Below are 15,477 nucleotides of genomic sequence, written 5' to 3' on the forward strand. Positions count from 1 at the left end.
GCTTCGTGCATCCGGGCCCTTCCTGCGTCTGCAGGCGCTCACCCGACCCCGGCCGGTCCGGCCGGGCATAGGGTTGACCGGTGATCTCCGAGTCGACCCGTCGTGCCACGCAGTCCGCCGGAGTCGCCTACGCCGGAGGGGCATACCTGCTCTGGGGAGTGCTCCCGCTCTACTTCCTCCTGCTGGTGCCGACCGGCCCGTGGGAGATCGTCGGATGGCGTGTCCTGCTCTCCTTCGTGTTCTGCCTCGTGCTGCTCACCGTCCTGCGGGGGTGGGCTGCGCTGGGGGCCATCATCCGGCAGCCGAGACTGCTCGGGTGGACCGCGCTGGCCGGCGTGCTGATCTACGTCAACTGGCAGGTCTTCGTGATCGGCACGCTCACCGGACACGTGGTCGAGACGAGCCTCGGCTACTTCATCAACCCCATCACGACCGTCCTGCTCGGCGTGTTCGTGCTGAAGGAGCGCATCCGGCGACTGCAGGGCGCGGCGATCGCGATCGCCGCGATCGCCGTGATCGTGATCGTCGTCGCCTATCGCGCGTTTCCGTGGATCGCGCTCACCCTGACGGCGTCGTTCGGGCTGTACGGGCTGATCAAGAAGCAGATCGGCCCGGCGGTCGACGCCGTCAGCGGGCTCACGCTGGAGTCGTTCTGGCTGATCCCGATCGCGGCCGTGCAGCTGATCCTGGTCGCCCAGACCCCGTCCGGTCTCACGATGGGGGCGAACGGCGGATGGCATGCGCTGCTGCTCGCCTTCGCGGGGGTGGCCACAGCGGTGCCGTTGCTGCTGTTCGCCGCGGGTGCCCGCCGGATCGACCTGACGGTGATCGGGATGATCCAGTTCGTCACGCCCGTGATGCAGTTCCTCATCGGGGTGGTCGTGCTGCACGAGCCGATGCCGACCGAGCGCTGGGCGGGCTTCATCATCGTCTGGATCGCGATCGCGGTCTTCGTGGTCGACCTGCTGCTCGCCGGACGTCGAGGCCGACGAGTCGTGCCGGAGCTCATCTGAACAGCCGTACGGACCCCCGCTCCGGTGTTATCGATTCGTGACCGCTCTGTTTCACACCGTTAACGCATCGAAACATTCCACGGACGTCAGCCGCTATACGTTTAGTGCAACCGGGACCACGTATGTGTCGTCCCGCCTCACGAATAGCAAGGAGCAGCATGAGCGTCTTCACCAGCTCGCGTGCGCGCAAGATCCTCGGGGGCCTCGCAGCCTTCAGCGCCAGCGCAATCGTCCTCGCAGGTTGCAGCAATGGCGCGACGCCGACGGAGTCGGAGGCACCTGCGGCCGAAGAGCGGAGCGAACTCACCCTCAGCATCGGCACGGTCCTCCCGCAGACCGGTGCCCTCGCGTTCCTCGGCCCGCCCGAGGAAGCCGGTGTCGGCCTCGCCACCGCTGAGATCAACGAAGCAGCCAAGGGCATCACCATCGAGGTCGAGTACGGCGACTCGGGCGACCCCGACAACAAGGCATACGAGACCACCGTTCCGCGTCTGCTGGGCAATGACGTCCAGGCTCTGATCGGCGCGGCGTCCTCGGGTGTGACCAAGCTCTTCCTCGACCAGGCGGTCGGTGCGGGCGTCATCACGTTCTCGCCGGCGAACACCTCGCCGGACTTCACGGACTGGGATGACAACGGCCTGTACTGGCGCACCGCGCCCAGCGACCTGCTCCAGGGCGAGGTCCTCGGCAACCTGGTCGCCGAGGACGGTCACCAGGCCCTCGGCATCCTGTACCTCAACGATGCGTACGGCACCGGCCTCGAGGCGTCCCTGTCGGAGACGTTCACCGCCACCGGTGGCGAGGTCGTCGCGAGCGAGTCGTACAACGCCGGAGACACGAACTTCAGCGCGCAGGTGTCGTCCATCCTCGCCCAGAGCCCCGACGCGATCGCCGTCATCGGGTTCGAGGAGACGGCCACCATCGTCCCGTCGTTCATCAACAGCGGGTTCGACGGATCGAAGTTCTACTTCGTCGACGGCAACACCTCGCAGTGGGGTGCCGACATGCCCGTCTCGATCGAGGGATCGAAGGGCACGCAGCCGGGACCGGTGCTCGCCGACGACTTCCTCGAGCGCCTGAACGCGCAGTGGATGGAGCAGAGCGGCGAAGAGCTCGCCGATCTCAACTACGCCGGTGAGTCGTACGACGCCGTCGTCCTCCTCGCTCTGGCAGCGCTGGCCGCGAACTCCACGGACTCCGCGGACATCGCCGGAAAGCTGCAGGAAGTCTCCGGCGGTGCCGGCGAGGGCGAGAAGTGCGAGACGTTCGCCGACTGCGCCGACATCATCCTCGACGGCGGGACGGCCGACTACGACGGCTACTCCGGCGGCGTCGCATTCGACGACGCGGGAGACCCGACGGAAGCCACCATCGGTGTCTTCGAGTACGGTGCCGACAACATGCACACGCGCATCAACTGATCCGCTGACGCACAGATGAGGGGCCCCGGCATTCGCCGGGGCCCCTCATTCGTGTTCCTGCCGGTGGTGCCGCAGGCGGTCAGTCGTCCTGACCCAGGGTGCCGAGGTACAGCCCGATCACCTTCGGGTCGTTCAGCAGGTCGCGTCCGCTGCCCTCGTAGGCCACGCGGCCCTGGTCGAGCACGTAGCCACGGTCGCAGATCTGAAGGCAGCGTCGGGCGTTCTGCTCCACCATGATCGTGGTGACGCCCGCCTTGTTGATGTCGGAGACGCGGATGAACGCATCGTCCTGACGAACGGGCGAGAGTCCGGCGCTCGGCTCATCGAGCAGCAGGACGGCCGGATCCATCATGAGAGCACGGCCCATGGCCACCATCTGACGCTCACCGCCCGAGAGAGACCCTGCTCGCTGCTTGAGGCGCTGGCCGAGCTCGGCGAAGATGCTCGTCACGAACTCCAGACGCTCGTCGTACGCCTTCGGGCGCTGATACACGCCCATCTGGAGGTTCTCCTCGATGGTCAGCGAGGGGAAGACGTTGTTCGTCTGCGGGACGAACCCGACACCGCGCTGGACGAGACGGTCGGAGTTGAGTCCCACGATGCTCTCGCCGTTGACGGTGATCTCGCCGGCGCGCACCTTCACCATTCCGAAGATGGATTTCAGCAGCGTCGACTTCCCCGCACCGTTCGGTCCGATGATGCCGATGAGCTCGCCCTTGTGGGCGGTGAGGTTGGCGCCGTTGATGATGTTGATGCCGGGGAGGTAACCGGCATCCAGGTCGGTCACCTGCACCACGACGCGGTCGGTCTTGGCCGCTTCGCCGGCGACAGCCGGGTCGGTCTTCGCAGCACTCATCGGCTGTTCTCCTCAGGGTTCAGGTGCTCCGCCTCTTCCTCGCGGATCTCGTCGAGCATCGCGATGGCCGACGTGTCGAGCTCGCCTTCGACGCGTCCGGTCACCACGCCGAGATCGACGTCCTGGTGGGCGCCGAGATAGGCATCGATGACGGCCTGGTCGTGCATGACCTGATCCGGCGGTCCCTCGGCGACGATTCGTCCCTCCGCCATCACGACGACCCAGTCGGCGATATGGCGGACCATGTGCATGTCGTGCTCGACGAACAGCACCGTCATGCCCAGGTCCTTCAGATCCAGGATGTGGTCGAGCAGTGACTGCGTCAGTGCGGGGTTGACGCCGGCCATGGGCTCGTCGAGCAGCACCAGGGTCGGATCGCTCATCAGCGCCCTGGCCATCTCGAGCAGCTTGCGCTGCCCGCCGGAGAGAGATGCCGCGTAATCGGACTCCTTGGTGTCGAGCTTGAAGCGCGCGAGGAGCTCGCGGGCCTTCTCCTCGATCGCGTCCTCCTTCGCGCGCCAGGTGAAGGGGAGCATGCTCGTCCAGAACCGCTCTCCCGTCTGACCCGTGGCGCCGAGCTTCATGTTCTCGAGGACCGTGAGCAGTGACAGAGCCTTGGTGAGCTGGAACGTGCGCACCTGGCCCATCTTCGCCACCTTGAACGACGGGATGCCGCTGAGCTGCTTCCCGTCGAAGCTCCAGGTACCGCTCTGCGGCTTGTCGAAGCCGCAGAGCAGGTTGAACAGGGTCGTCTTGCCGGCACCGTTGGGGCCGATGAGAGCGGTGATCGCGCCGCGGGGGATCTCGAGGTGCTCGACATCGACCGCCGTCAGGCCGCCGAAGCGCCGGGTGACGTTGTCGGCGACGATGATCGGGTCGACCTTGGGCACACCGGGCACGGCATCGCCTTTCGCGAGACCGGCCGTCTTCGGGCGGGCGATGCTTCCCGTCGTCGGCGGCACATCGGCCGCCGACGCGTCGTCAGGCGTCGCGCTGCTATTTGACAAAGGTCAGCTCCCTCTTGTTGCCGAGGATCCCCTGCGGACGGAAGATCACGAGGAGCATCAGGGCGATGCCGACGAAGATGAACCGCAGAGTACCCGCTTGGATGGGCGTGATCGGCAGGATGCCCTGAGCGGCGAGCGCGGGGAGCACGCTGTCCAGGAACGCCATGATGACCCAGAAGATGACCGATCCGACCACCGGACCGAACACGGTGGCCGCGCCGCCCAACAGCAGGATGGTCCAGACGAAGAACGTGAGGCTCGTGGTGTACGTACCCGGGATCACGGCGGACGGGAGTGCGAAGACGACCCCGCCCAGAGCACCGAAGATGCCACCGAGCATGAGCGCCTGCATCTTGAACGCGAACACGTTCTTGCCGAGCGAGCGCACGGCATCCTCGTCCTCGCGGATGCCCTTGAGCACACGACCCCACGGGCTGCGCATCAGGGACCAGACCATGAACACGGCGATCGCGAGCAGGATGACGCCGAAGACGCGGACCCAGAGCTCCTGGGCGGTGTACGTCCACGGCCCGAAGCCGTACGTGCCTTCGGGGAACGGGTTCGCCGCCCGGAATCCGGCGTGATACCCGCCGAGCCCGTCAGCGGAGTTCGTGAACTCGTCGAACACCGTCGTGGTGAACATCAGGCGCACGATCTCGGCCGCCGCGATCGTCACGATCGCCAGATAGTCGGCACGCAGCCGCAGTGTCGGGATGCCGAGGATGACAGCGAAGACGACCGCCATCAGCATCCCGATGAGGATGCCGAGCCACCAGGGCAGCCCGAAGCTCAGGATCGAGATCGCGTAGCTGTACGCGCCGATGGCCATGAAACCCGCCACACCGAAGTTCAGCAGTCCCGCATAGCCGAAGTGCACCGCGAGGCCCGTCGCCGCGAGGGCATAGGCGATGGTCGTCGGGCTGAACAGCCAGCCGGCCGTGTTGTTGAGAATTCCTCCCCAATCCATGGTCGCCTCCTAACCGAGTCTCTCTTTGCGGCCCAGGATGCCCTGGGGCCGTACCAGCAGGATGAGGATGAGCACGGCGAGTGCGCCGGCGTACTTCAGATCCGAGGGGATCCAGAGCGTGGAGACCTCGACGAGGATTCCGACGATCAGGGCTCCGACGAGGGCGCCGAAGGCGGTGCCCAGACCGCCGAGGGTCACGGCCGCGAAGATCAGCAGCAGGATGTGGACGCCCATGTCCCAGCGCACTCCGGGGCGGAAATAGCCCCAGAGGATGCCGCCGAGGGCAGCCAACGATGCGGACAGCATCCAGACGATGCGCACGACCCTGTCGACATTGATTCCGGACGCCGCGGCGAGACCGGGATTGTCGGAGATGGCGCGAGTCGCCTTGCCGACACGCGTCTTCAGCAACCAGAACGCGACGCCGATGAGCACCACGATGCTCAATCCCATCGACATCAGGCTCACCGGGGAGAGGGACACCGCGCCGAACAGGGGGATCTTCGTCGAGTCCGCTCCGGGAAGCTGCGAGGTCGCGCCTCCCATGAAGAACTGGAACGTGTAGCGGATCGCGAGCGACAGGCCGATGCTGACGATCATGAGAGGCACGATGCCGATGCCCTTGTGCCGCAGCGGTCGCCACAGGCCGGCGTCGAGCGCCCAGCCGAACACCGCACCGATGACGATGACGATCGGGATCGTGAGCCACATCGGCACGGCGAGCGTCGAGCCGACGATGATGGCCATCACGGCACCGAAGGTGACCATCTCGGCGTGCGCGAAGTTCGTGAGACCCGTCGTGCCGTAGATCAGCGAGACGCCGATCGCGGCGAGAGCGAGCAGGAGTCCGAAGTTGAGGCCGTTGATGAGTCGTTCCACGAGCTGATCGACGAAGGAGGTCGTCTCCCGGACGCCTTCGCCGAGGAAGAGGTTGACGACCTTCGATCCGGTCAGCCCGAACTCCACCTCCTGCGAGGCGGAGGAGCCTTCGACGATGACTCCTTCGGGCAGGGTCGACTCGTCGACCGTCAGCGTGAACGTGTCCTTCTCCGGCACGTACAACCGCCACTTGCCCTCGGCATCCGTCACGGTCTCGGCGTCGAAGCCGCCGCCGTCGACGGCGACGGTGACATCGGGCACCGGCTCGCCGTCGAGCGTGATGACGCCGGCGAAGTAGAAGTCGGTCTGCTCCTGGTCGCCGCCGGGGGTGTCGGGTGCGGCGGCGTGCGCCCCGCTGGGTGCTCCGAAGAGCACCACCACCATCGCCAGCAGCGCGCCGATGAGTGCCGTCGCCCAGGGGGTGACGCGCCTCACGGCTGCGTTAGTCGGACTCACAGAGTCTCCTGTTCGGGTTGCTGTGCATCTGCGTTGATGCACGACACTACGAGCGTAATATGACGACCGTGTTTCGAACAGCACCGAGACGAGGCGCAGGGTTCTCGACTCGCTCGTGATGGCGGCGATGCTCGGGTGTTCGGTCGATGCTTCAGCGTAGAGCCTCCGGGAATGTTCTGGGGCGTGTCTCGCTTAGAATCTCCATACGGGTTTCGGCTCGTATCGGACGACGTCGACCGACTCACACGTACTCGGAATCGCGCGCACCGCGCAGGAGGAGCCCCCATGGAACAGCACGACCCCTTCGGTTTCGTCGGACTCACCTACGACGACGTGCTTCTTCTTCCCGGGCACACCGACGTGATCCCCAGCGAGGCCGACACCTCGTCGCGCGTCACCCGCCGTATCTCCGTCGCGACGCCCCTGCTCTCCAGCGCCATGGACACCGTCACGGAAGCCCGGATGGCGATCGCCATGGCCCGTGAGGGCGGCATCGGCATCCTGCACCGCAACCTCTCGATCGCCGACCAGGCGTCGCAGGTCGACCGCGTGAAGCGCAGCGAGTCCGGCATGATCACCGACCCGATCACGACGAACCCCGACGCCACCGTCGAAGAGGTCGACGCGCTGTGCTCGCAGTACCGCATCTCGGGTCTCCCCGTCGTCGACCCCGACGGACGCCTAGTGGGCATCATCACCAACCGCGACATGCGGTTCGTCTCGGGCTTCGAGCGGCAGACCACGTTCGTCAAGGACGTCATGACGTCGGAGAACCTCGTGACCGCGCCCGTGGGCGTCGCTGCCGGCGAGGTCATCGCGCTGTTCGCGAAGCACCGCGTCGAGAAGCTGCCCCTGATCGACGACGACGGCAAGCTCGCAGGTCTCATCACCATCAAGGACTTCGACAAGAGCGAGAAGTACCCCCTCGCGACCAAGGACGACCAGGGCCGGCTCCGGGTGGGCGCGGCGATCGGCTTCTTCGGCGATGCGTGGGAGCGCGCCGAGGCGCTGCGCGATGCGGGCGTCGACGTGCTCGTGGTCGACACGGCCAACGGTCAGTCCCAGGGTGTGATCGAGCTGGTGCGCCGGCTGAAGGCCGACGAGTCCTTCGCGCACATCGACGTCATCGGCGGCAACGTCGCGACGCGAGAGGGCGCCCAGGCGCTCGTCGACGCGGGCGTGGATGCCGTCAAGGTCGGCGTCGGTCCCGGCTCGATCTGCACCACGCGCGTCGTGGCCGGTGTCGGTGTGCCCCAGGTCACCGCGGTCTACGAGGCATCCCTCGCCGCACGACCGGCCGGTGTGCCGGTGATCGCCGACGGCGGCCTGCAGTATTCGGGCGACATCGCCAAGGCGCTGGTGGCGGGGGCGGATGCCGTGATGCTGGGCTCGCTGCTCGCCGGCACCGACGAGTCGCCGGGCGAGATCGTCTTCCAGTCCGGGAAGCAGTTCAAGCAGTACCGCGGCATGGGGTCGCTCGGAGCGATGCAGACCCGCGGCAAGCAGACCTCGTACTCCAAGGACCGCTACTTCCAGGCCGATGTGCCCAGCGACGACAAGCTCATCCCCGAGGGCATCGAGGGCCAGGTGCCGTACCGCGGCCCGCTCGCGGCCGTCGCCTACCAGCTCGTCGGCGGGCTGCGTCAGTCCATGTTCTACGTCGGGGCCCGCACGATCGACGAGCTGAAGGAGCGCGGCAAGTTCGTGCGCATCACCTCCGCCGGTCTCAAGGAATCCCACCCGCACGACGTGCAGATCGTCGTCGAGGCGCCCAACTACAAGAAGTAGTCCCCCGGGGGCTCTGGAGGAGTGGCTCGGATCGGCCTACCCTGGTCGGCATGTGCCGCAACATCGTTCCGCTGAACAACTTCGCACCGGCCGCGACCGACGAGGAGTGCCACGACGCTGCCCTGCAGTTCGTGCGCAAGATCGCCGGCACGACCACACCCTCGAGGGCCAACCGCGAGGTCTTCGATCGTGCGGTGGCCGAGATCGCCCGCGCGACGCGTCAGCTCGTCGACGACCTGGTCACGACGGCGCCCCCGAAGGTGCGGGAGGAGGAGGCGGAGAAGCGTCGGGCGCGCTCCGCCGAGCGCTACGAGGCCATCCGTGTCTTCCAGGAGCAGAAGCGCGCGTCGCGGGCGGCATCCGAGGAAGCGGGCGCGGATCGGCGTATCGCGGGCTGAGCGCCCGCCGCCGTGGGCGGTGCGCCCGTGGCGCGCGGAGCCGTGGGCGGCTGAACCGGTAACCGGTATGCCAGTATTTAGAAAAACCCCGCTCGACTTTCCCTCCGAGCTCCCGGTGTTGAAGGGCATCGAGAACTCAGCGCAGGCCTCGCCTCCGACAGGGAACCTCCCCAAGGAGAGCTGAACACATGCCCCAGGATGCGCCACGCGTTCTCGTCGTCGATGACGACCCGGACGTCGCCCTGCTCGTGAAGACCGTGCTCGAAAGGCGCGCCGGCTGCCTCGTCGACGTCGCCGCCGACGGTCGCAGCGCGATCGAGCGCGTCGCCGCGGTCCGACCGGACATCGTCGTCACCGACATCGAGATGCCCGGTCTCAACGGGCTCGAGCTGCTCGCCGAACTGCGCCGCACGGTGCCGACGGTGCCGGTGATCGTGATGACCGCGCACGTCTCGGTGGAGTACGCGGTGTCGGCGTTGCGCGCGCAGGCGGACGAGTTCCTGACCAAGCCGCTCGACAACGCCCGACTCGTGGAATCGGTGACCCGTCTCGTGGAGGAGGCGCGGCGCCGCGAAGAGAGCCGCCCGAAGAACGTCGTGCTCGCGATCGGCGCGCATCCGGACGACGTCGAGATCGGCGTCGGCGGTCTGCTCGCGGCTCACGCGCAGGCGAACGACGACATCACGATCCTCACCCTCTCCCGCGGCTCGCGCGGCGGCGACGCCGACAGCAGGCAGAACGAGTCGCTCGCGGCCGCCGAGCTCCTCGGCGCCCGGCTGTTCGTGAAGGACCTCGTCGACACGGAGATCTCCGGAGGCGGAACGACCATCCGCCTGATCGAGGAGGTCGTGCGGGAGATCCAGCCGACCATCGTCTACACGCACTCGCAGCATGACCGGCACCAGGACCATCGCGCGGTCAGCGAGGCCACGATCGCGGCGACCCGTCGCGTCGGCACCGTGGCGTGCTACCAGAGTCCCTCGTCGACGATCGACTACCGACCGACCCGCTTCGTGCGGATCGATGACTATCTGCCGGAGAAGCTGCGGCTGCTGGCGTGCTTCCACTCGCAGACCGCGAGCAGGGATTACCTCGAGCCGGATTTCGTCAGCGCCACCGCGCGCTACTGGTCGCGGTTCGGCGGCGGCGTCGCCGTCGAGCCCTTGGAAGTGGTGCGCGAGACCGCGGAGTTCGTCGGTGCCCATGAGCTCACGAAACGGGAGAACTGATGACACAGCGAGTGCTCGTGACCGGCGCCGGGGGACCGGCGGGAGTCGCCGTGATCCGATCGCTGCTGCAGCGGTCCGATCTGGCCGTGTTCGCCGCCGACATGGACGGCTGGGCCGCGGGCCTCTATCTCGTCCCCGCCGACCGGCGTCGTCTCGTCCCGCCCGGTCGCGATGACGGCTTCGTGTCCGCGCTCGCCCGGCTGGTCGAGGCGGACGCCCTCGATCTCGTGATCTCGACCGTGGACGTCGAACTCGTCGCGCTGGCGAGTCGGCGCGCCGAGCTCGCACCGGCCGTCCTGGCCGCCCCCTCGGCGGAGACCCTGCACGCCGCACTCGACAAGCTCACGCTGGCGGAGCGCTGCGCCGCCACCGGCTACGCTCCGCGTACGGTGCTCGCCGGCCCCGACGCGCTCGCCGTCGACTGGGAGTTCCCGGTCTTCGCGAAGCCGCGGCAGGGCGCCGGCAGCCGCGGCGTGCGTCTGGTGCCGGATCGTGCCGCCCTCGAGGCCCTTCCCACGGACGAGGGGCTGATCGTGCAGGAGTACCTTCCGGGGGAGGAGTACTCCGTCGACGTCATCGCCGATGCGCAGGGCACCGTCGTCGCCGCCGTCCCGCGCACCCGGGCGCGTGTGGACTCGGGCGTCGCGATCGCCGGGCGGACCGTGCGCGATCCGGAACTGGAGACCACCGCCTCGTCGCTCGCGCAGGCCATCGGCCTGGTCGGTGTCGCGAACGTGCAGCTGCGTCGCGATCGCTCCGGTCGCGCCGTGCTGCTCGAGATCAACCCACGGTTCCCCGGGGCTCTCCCGCTGACGATCGCGGCAGGGGTCGACATCCCGTCCCTCGTGGTCGATCTGTTCCTGGGGCGCGAACTGCCGGCCAAGGTGCCGTTCCGCGAAGTGGCCTCCGTGCGCTTCCTGGAAGACGTCATCGTCGAGATCGAGGACGTGCTGGTCTCCGCGCATGCGGGGCATCAGGAGGAATCATGAGCGACGCGGTGCTGCGTGGCGACCACCACGTCCACTCGACGTTCTCGGACGACGCGGTCTCCACGCTCGCGGAGAACGTCGCCGCGGCCGCCGCGGTCGGACTCACCACGCTTCGGCTCGTCGACCACGTGCGGCAGAGCACGACGTGGGTGCCGGACTACCTCGCCGCTGTGCGCGCGCTCGACGTGCCGGACGGACTGACGGTCCTCACGGGCGTCGAGGCCAAGATCCTCTCGACCACCGGGGAGCTCGACATCCCGGCGCTGCCGGACGGCATCGACCGCATCCTGATCGCCGACCACCAGTTCCCCGGCAGCGAGGGACCGCTCGGTCCGACGGCCGTGCGGGAGCGCATCGCCGCAGGATGGGCTCCGGACGACGTGCTGGATCAGCTACTCTCCTCGCTGATCGCGTCGATGCAGCGGTACCCGGGGAATCAGCTCGCGCACTGCTTCTCGATCTTGCCCAAGATCGGTCTCGCCGAGGACGCGCTGGGCGCACAGCGCCTGGAGGCCTGGGCGCGCGCCGCCGCGGCATCCGACACCCTCGTCGAAGTGAACGAGAAGTGGGGATGCCCCGAACCGCAGACCCTGCGCGCGCTCCGGGCGGCGGGCGCCGAGATCGTCGCGTCCACCGACAGCCACGTCGCCTCCGATGTGGGGCGGTACACGCGCGTGCCCGAACTGCTCGCCACCGGCGGAGGATCCTGATGGCGGATCTCACGTGGCTGGAGACCGCTCTGGTCGTCTTCCTGCTCCTGTGCGTCTTCGTCGGGACGCTCCCGGTGGTCAACACCGGGCTGCAGTTCCTGACGCTGCCCCTGCACGCGTTCCGCAACCACTACGGCAAGGCGGCCCCGTACCACCCGCGCATCGCGGTGCTGATCCCGTCCTGGAACGAGGGCATGGTGATCGGTCCGGCGATCGAACGGCTGCTGCAGCTGGAGTATCCCGCCGACCGCCTGCGCGTGTTCGTGGTCGACGATGCCTCGACGGACGACACCCCCGAGCTCCTGGCCGCGAAGATGGCGGCCCACCCCGGCCGTGTGCACCATCTGCGCCGCGAGGTCGGAGGTCAGGGCAAGGCGCACACCCTGAACCACGGGCTGGACATCGTGCTCGCCGACGAGTGGACCGAAGCCGTGCTGATCATGGACGCCGACGTGATCTTCGCGCGCGATTCGCTGCGCAAGCTCAGCCGGCACCTCGCCGACGACAGGGTGGGAGCGGTCACGGCCTACATCGCCGAAGGCAGTCGCGACCGCAACTACCTCACCCGATTCATCGCGATCGAATATGTGATCGGGCAGCTCTCCGCCCGGCGGACGCAGAACGTCGCGGGAGCGATCGCCTGCCTCGCGGGTGGGGCGCAGCTGCACTCGCGGGCGAACCTCGAGGCGATCGGCGGGCGGATCCCCACCGGCACCCTCGCGGAGGACACCATGACGACCTTCGAAGGTCAGCTCAAGGGGCGCCGGATGGTCTTCGAGCCGCACGCCGTGGTGCTCGCCGAGGAACCCCGCACGATCGACAGCCTGTGGAAGCAGCGCCTGCGTTGGGCGCGGGGCAACGTGCAGCTCACCTCCATCTACCGCAAGCTCTGGTTCCGTCCGAGCCGCGTCCACAACCTCGGCAGTTTCGCCTTCGGCCTGGCCTGGTTCACGATCCTGCTCCTGCCGGCGTTCATGGTGCTCGCCGCCGCCGCGATGCTGGTGCTGCTGATCCTGCACAGCGAGATCGCCGAGTTCGTCTTCCGCTTCATGTGGATCTCCGCGGCCTGCATCTACCTGTTCTCGATGCTGTACGCGGTGCAGCTCGACCGGCGGATCGGGCGGCAGTCCTGGCGCGAGGCGCTGATGTTCCCCGGGCTCGGGGCTCTGCTGCTGATGGCGATCGCCCTGTTCCCCTGGCTGTTCGAGGACGGCCTGGCGCAACTGGGACTCTCGCTGACGGACGAGACCCGCTTCACCTGGGCCGCGATCTTCTATCTCTGGGGCCCGATCTCGATGCTCGGCATCTGGCTCGCCCGCGCGGTGGAGCCCCTCCCCGCCGGGAGGTTCTTCGCTGGTCTCCTGCTCTACGTCTGCGGCTACGGCTCCCTGCTGTGCGCCATCACCGCCGATTCCTACGTCAAGGAGTGGCGTCGAGCCGATGCCTCCTGGATCAAGACCGAGAAGATCGGACGGGTCGACTCATGACCGACGCACCATCGCATGATGACGAGGTCGAGGAGATCGCCGCCGACCTGGGCCGCGAGCGACGACTCGTCCCGCAGGCGCTGATCGCGCTGGTGATCGTCGCGGCCGTCGTGGTCGTGCGAGAGCTGTTGCTGCGGTGACCGCGCGGCCGCTCGCCCTGATCGTCGAGGACAGTGCTGACCAGAGCGCGCTGCTGCACCGCTACCTCGACCGCGAGGGGTTCGACGTGTTCGCGGTGGCGGATGCGGAGGGGGCCGTCGCGGCGTTCTCCGAGATCGATCCGTGCGTCGCGGTGGTCGATCTGCTGCTGCCCGGGATGTCCGGTTCGGAGTGCATCCTTCTGCTGCGGGCGCGCTTCCCCGACTGCTTCGTGGTGGTCAGCTCGGTGCTGGACGCCGTGGACTACCCGCCCGCCGACGCCGCGCTGCCCAAGCCCCTGACCGGCGCGGCGCTGCATCGAGCGCTCGCGGGGGTACGGCGATGAACGCGGCGACTCCGCTCGATCGCGCCGAGAACCGGTGGTATCAGCTGTTCGACGATCCCAGTCCGCTCATGAAGCAGGCGCCCACGGCGATCGCCATCGTGCTCGCGGCCCTCATCGCCTGGCTGAACCCCGATCTGGCCTTCACCGAGGGACTCTCGGCTCTCGCCGGCCTGGCGCTGGTGCTGGGCGCGACCGTGCAGGCCGCCGCGCTCACGCTGATGCGCGTGTACAGCGGCTGGGTCGTGCTCATGATCCCGATGATCGACATCCTGGGGCTGGGTCTGTTCCGCGCGGGCACCGGGGGAGCCGCGTCGATCTTCTCCTCGCTCGTGCTGCTCCCGGTGGTGTGGCTCGCCGCCGCGCCCGGGCTGCGCTTCGTGTTCCTGGTGGGCGCCCTCACCTCGGTCGCGTTGCTCATGCCGTATGTCGTGAGCCCCCCGGACACGGCTGTCGTCTGGCTGCGCGGTGTCATCGGCCCCCTCGTGTTCTCGGCGATGGCCGCGGTCGTCAACGAGCTCTCGCGCCAGCAACGGGTGCGTGCGGAGCAGGCCGAGGAACTGGTGGCCCAGCGCACGGCGGCGCTCGGCGACAACGTCGCGATGATCGTGCAGCTGCGCGAGAAGGAGCACCAGTACCGGTCGCTCGTGGAATCGTACGAGGGTCTCTGGGCATCCATCACCGCGCAGGCGGTCATCGCGACCGACCTGAGCGGACGGATCACCGCCTGGAACCCCGGTTCCGAGCGCCTGCTCGGGCTCTCGTACGCCGAGGCGGTGGCCGATGTCCGGGTCGACCGCTTCTTCGCCGACGCCTCGCTGTCCGCCCTGGCGGCGGAGTGCGCGCCGACGGCGCTGAACGGCGTCGAGACGGACCTCCCGCCCGGGCTCCGGGCGTTGTTCGCGGGGGCGGACGACGAGCAGAACGTCGAGCGCGACATCGACGTCGTCACGGCGGGCGGCACCTCGGTACCGGCGCGGGTGACGGTCAACCCTCATCTCGACGCCTCCGGCGCGCAGCAGGGCTACCTGCTCGTGGTCACCGACGAGAGTCGGGCTGTCGAGGTCGCCCGCATGAAGGACGAGTTCGTCGGCATGATCTCGCACGAGCTGCGGACGCCGCTGAGCGCGATCATCGGCTTCCTCGACCTGCTGCAGAACGACCCGGGACAGCCCCTCACCGCCGACCAGCAGGAGTTCGTCGGCATCATCGAGCGCAACGCCCAGCGTCTGCTCAACCTCGTCGGCGACTTGCTCTTCACCGCCCAGGTGGAGTCGGGGAGGTTCCCGCTCGATCGCGCGGATGTCGACGTGGCCGAGATCGTGCGGTCGGCGGTGACCTCCGCGGGGCCGCACGCGCAGCGCGAGGGCATCACGATCACGGCCGAGGTCCCCGAGAGTGCGGTGCGACTGCTCGTCGACGGCGGGCGCATCGGCCAGGCGATCGACAACCTGCTCTCCAACGCGATCAAGTTCACGCCCGCCGGGGGCAGCGTCACGGCCTCTGTGCGCACGATCGACGGCGGAGTGGAGTTCGCGGTGCGCGACACGGGCATCGGCATCCCCGAGGACGAACAGGGGATGCTGTTCACCCGCTTCTTCCGCGCCTCGACGGCCACCCGCAACGCCGTCCCCGGCGTGGGCCTCGGTCTGACGATCACCCGGGCCATCGTGATCGCGCACGGCGGCACGATGGACGTCACGAGCGAAGAGGGCGTGGGGACCGAGTTCCGGTTCACGCTGCCCGCGGCGCCGCGCACGGAGGTGCTGACCGCTCTCGGCCTGTCGGAGTGAGGC

At 68.2% G+C, this 15,477-nt stretch carries 15 protein-coding genes; 11 read left to right on the top strand and 4 right to left on the bottom strand.

What is annotated here, in order from left to right; all coding sequences use genetic code 11:
* Positions 1-83 precede the first annotated feature (83 nt).
* Both rarD and ACWA14_RS03830 read left to right on the top strand, forming a co-directional pair.
* Positions 84-1,013: an EamA family transporter RarD gene (gene rarD, locus ACWA14_RS03825; RefSeq protein ID WP_463797491.1), complete on the top strand. Its 930-nt coding sequence runs from the start codon at positions 84-86 to the stop codon at positions 1,011-1,013.
* Between the two features lie 158 nt (positions 1,014-1,171).
* Positions 1,172-2,434: an ABC transporter substrate-binding protein gene (locus tag ACWA14_RS03830; protein ID WP_463796160.1), complete on the top strand. Its 1,263-nt coding sequence runs from the start codon at positions 1,172-1,174 to the stop codon at positions 2,432-2,434.
* A 79-nt stretch (positions 2,435-2,513) separates the two neighbouring features.
* On the opposite strand, the gene ACWA14_RS03835 is transcribed toward ACWA14_RS03830, so the two are convergent.
* The 4 genes from ACWA14_RS03835 to ACWA14_RS03850 are packed head-to-tail and all read right to left on the bottom strand — an operon-like array spanning position 2,514 to position 6,527.
* Complete coding sequence (locus ACWA14_RS03835; RefSeq protein ID WP_463796161.1) at positions 2,514-3,290, bottom strand: ABC transporter ATP-binding protein; 777 nt, start codon at positions 3,288-3,290, stop codon at positions 2,514-2,516.
* On the bottom strand, positions 3,287-4,231 hold the full coding sequence (locus tag ACWA14_RS03840; RefSeq protein ID WP_463797493.1) for an ABC transporter ATP-binding protein: 945 nt from the start codon (positions 4,229-4,231) through the stop codon (positions 3,287-3,289). The genes ACWA14_RS03835 and ACWA14_RS03840 overlap by 4 nt, the downstream gene beginning before the upstream one ends.
* A gap of 55 nt (positions 4,232-4,286) precedes the next feature.
* Entirely contained in the window at positions 4,287-5,264 is a 978-nt protein-coding gene (locus ACWA14_RS03845) for a branched-chain amino acid ABC transporter permease (protein WP_463796162.1), read from the bottom strand.
* 9 nt (positions 5,265-5,273) lie between these two features.
* Positions 5,274-6,527, bottom strand: a complete 1,254-nt coding sequence (locus tag ACWA14_RS03850; RefSeq protein WP_463797495.1) for an ABC transporter permease subunit — start codon at positions 6,525-6,527, stop codon at positions 5,274-5,276.
* 357 nt (positions 6,528-6,884) lie between these two features.
* Here ACWA14_RS03850 and guaB point away from each other — a divergent pair, with 357 nt between their 5' ends.
* The 9 genes from guaB to ACWA14_RS03895 all read left to right on the top strand — a co-directional run bounded on the left by guaB (position 6,885) and on the right by ACWA14_RS03895 (position 15,474).
* Positions 6,885-8,387 (top strand): IMP dehydrogenase, encoded by a 1,503-nt coding sequence (gene guaB, locus ACWA14_RS03855; RefSeq protein ID WP_463796164.1) that lies wholly within the window; start codon positions 6,885-6,887, stop codon positions 8,385-8,387.
* A gap of 50 nt (positions 8,388-8,437) precedes the next feature.
* Positions 8,438-8,785, top strand: coding sequence for a DUF2277 domain-containing protein (locus tag ACWA14_RS03860; RefSeq protein WP_463796165.1), 348 nt, complete (start codon positions 8,438-8,440; stop codon positions 8,783-8,785).
* Between the two features lie 188 nt (positions 8,786-8,973).
* On the top strand, positions 8,974-10,014 hold the full coding sequence (locus tag ACWA14_RS03865; protein ID WP_463796166.1) for a PIG-L deacetylase family protein: 1,041 nt from the start codon (positions 8,974-8,976) through the stop codon (positions 10,012-10,014).
* Positions 10,014-11,003, top strand: coding sequence for an ATP-grasp domain-containing protein (locus ACWA14_RS03870; RefSeq protein ID WP_463796167.1), 990 nt, complete (start codon positions 10,014-10,016; stop codon positions 11,001-11,003). Before ACWA14_RS03865 ends, ACWA14_RS03870 begins: the two co-directional genes overlap by 1 nt.
* Positions 11,000-11,713, top strand: a complete 714-nt coding sequence (locus ACWA14_RS03875; protein ID WP_463796168.1) for a PHP domain-containing protein — start codon at positions 11,000-11,002, stop codon at positions 11,711-11,713. Before ACWA14_RS03870 ends, ACWA14_RS03875 begins: the two co-directional genes overlap by 4 nt.
* Positions 11,713-13,200, top strand: a complete 1,488-nt coding sequence (locus ACWA14_RS03880) for a glycosyltransferase family 2 protein (protein WP_463796169.1) — start codon at positions 11,713-11,715, stop codon at positions 13,198-13,200. Before ACWA14_RS03875 ends, ACWA14_RS03880 begins: the two co-directional genes overlap by 1 nt.
* Positions 13,197-13,340, top strand: a complete 144-nt coding sequence (locus tag ACWA14_RS03885) for a hypothetical protein (protein WP_463796170.1) — start codon at positions 13,197-13,199, stop codon at positions 13,338-13,340. The genes ACWA14_RS03880 and ACWA14_RS03885 overlap by 4 nt, the downstream gene beginning before the upstream one ends.
* Positions 13,337-13,684 carry a response regulator gene (locus tag ACWA14_RS03890; RefSeq protein WP_463796171.1) on the top strand — a complete coding sequence of 116 codons (348 nt, stop codon included), beginning with the start codon at positions 13,337-13,339 and terminating at the stop codon, positions 13,682-13,684. Before ACWA14_RS03885 ends, ACWA14_RS03890 begins: the two co-directional genes overlap by 4 nt.
* Positions 13,681-15,474: a sensor histidine kinase gene (locus ACWA14_RS03895; protein ID WP_463796172.1), complete on the top strand. Its 1,794-nt coding sequence runs from the start codon at positions 13,681-13,683 to the stop codon at positions 15,472-15,474. The genes ACWA14_RS03890 and ACWA14_RS03895 overlap by 4 nt, the downstream gene beginning before the upstream one ends.
* The last annotated feature ends 3 nt before the right edge of the window (positions 15,475-15,477 follow it).

The sequence above is a fragment of the Microbacterium sp. TW_SC_2 genome, assembly GCF_055361165.1.

Excerpts from the sequence above, each read along its gene's own strand:
- ACWA14_RS03830 (WP_463796160.1), top strand. The coding sequence starts at position 1,172 with ATGAGCGTCTTCACCAGCTCGCGTGCGCGCAAGATCCTCGGGGGCCTC.
- ACWA14_RS03835 (WP_463796161.1), bottom strand. The coding sequence starts at position 3,290 with ATGAGTGCTGCGAAGACCGACCCGGCTGTCGCCGGCGAAGCGGCCAAG.
- ACWA14_RS03845 (WP_463796162.1), bottom strand. The coding sequence starts at position 5,264 with ATGGATTGGGGAGGAATTCTCAACAACACGGCCGGCTGGCTGTTCAGC.
- ACWA14_RS03850 (WP_463797495.1), bottom strand. The coding sequence starts at position 6,527 with ATGGTGGTGGTGCTCTTCGGAGCACCCAGCGGGGCGCACGCCGCCGCA.
- guaB (WP_463796164.1), top strand. The coding sequence starts at position 6,885 with ATGGAACAGCACGACCCCTTCGGTTTCGTCGGACTCACCTACGACGAC.
- ACWA14_RS03860 (WP_463796165.1), top strand. The coding sequence starts at position 8,438 with ATGTGCCGCAACATCGTTCCGCTGAACAACTTCGCACCGGCCGCGACC.
- ACWA14_RS03865 (WP_463796166.1), top strand. The coding sequence starts at position 8,974 with ATGCCCCAGGATGCGCCACGCGTTCTCGTCGTCGATGACGACCCGGAC.
- ACWA14_RS03870 (WP_463796167.1), top strand. The coding sequence starts at position 10,014 with ATGACACAGCGAGTGCTCGTGACCGGCGCCGGGGGACCGGCGGGAGTC.
- ACWA14_RS03875 (WP_463796168.1), top strand. The coding sequence starts at position 11,000 with ATGAGCGACGCGGTGCTGCGTGGCGACCACCACGTCCACTCGACGTTC.
- ACWA14_RS03880 (WP_463796169.1), top strand. The coding sequence starts at position 11,713 with ATGGCGGATCTCACGTGGCTGGAGACCGCTCTGGTCGTCTTCCTGCTC.
- ACWA14_RS03885 (WP_463796170.1), top strand. The coding sequence starts at position 13,197 with ATGACCGACGCACCATCGCATGATGACGAGGTCGAGGAGATCGCCGCC.
- ACWA14_RS03895 (WP_463796172.1), top strand. The coding sequence starts at position 13,681 with ATGAACGCGGCGACTCCGCTCGATCGCGCCGAGAACCGGTGGTATCAG.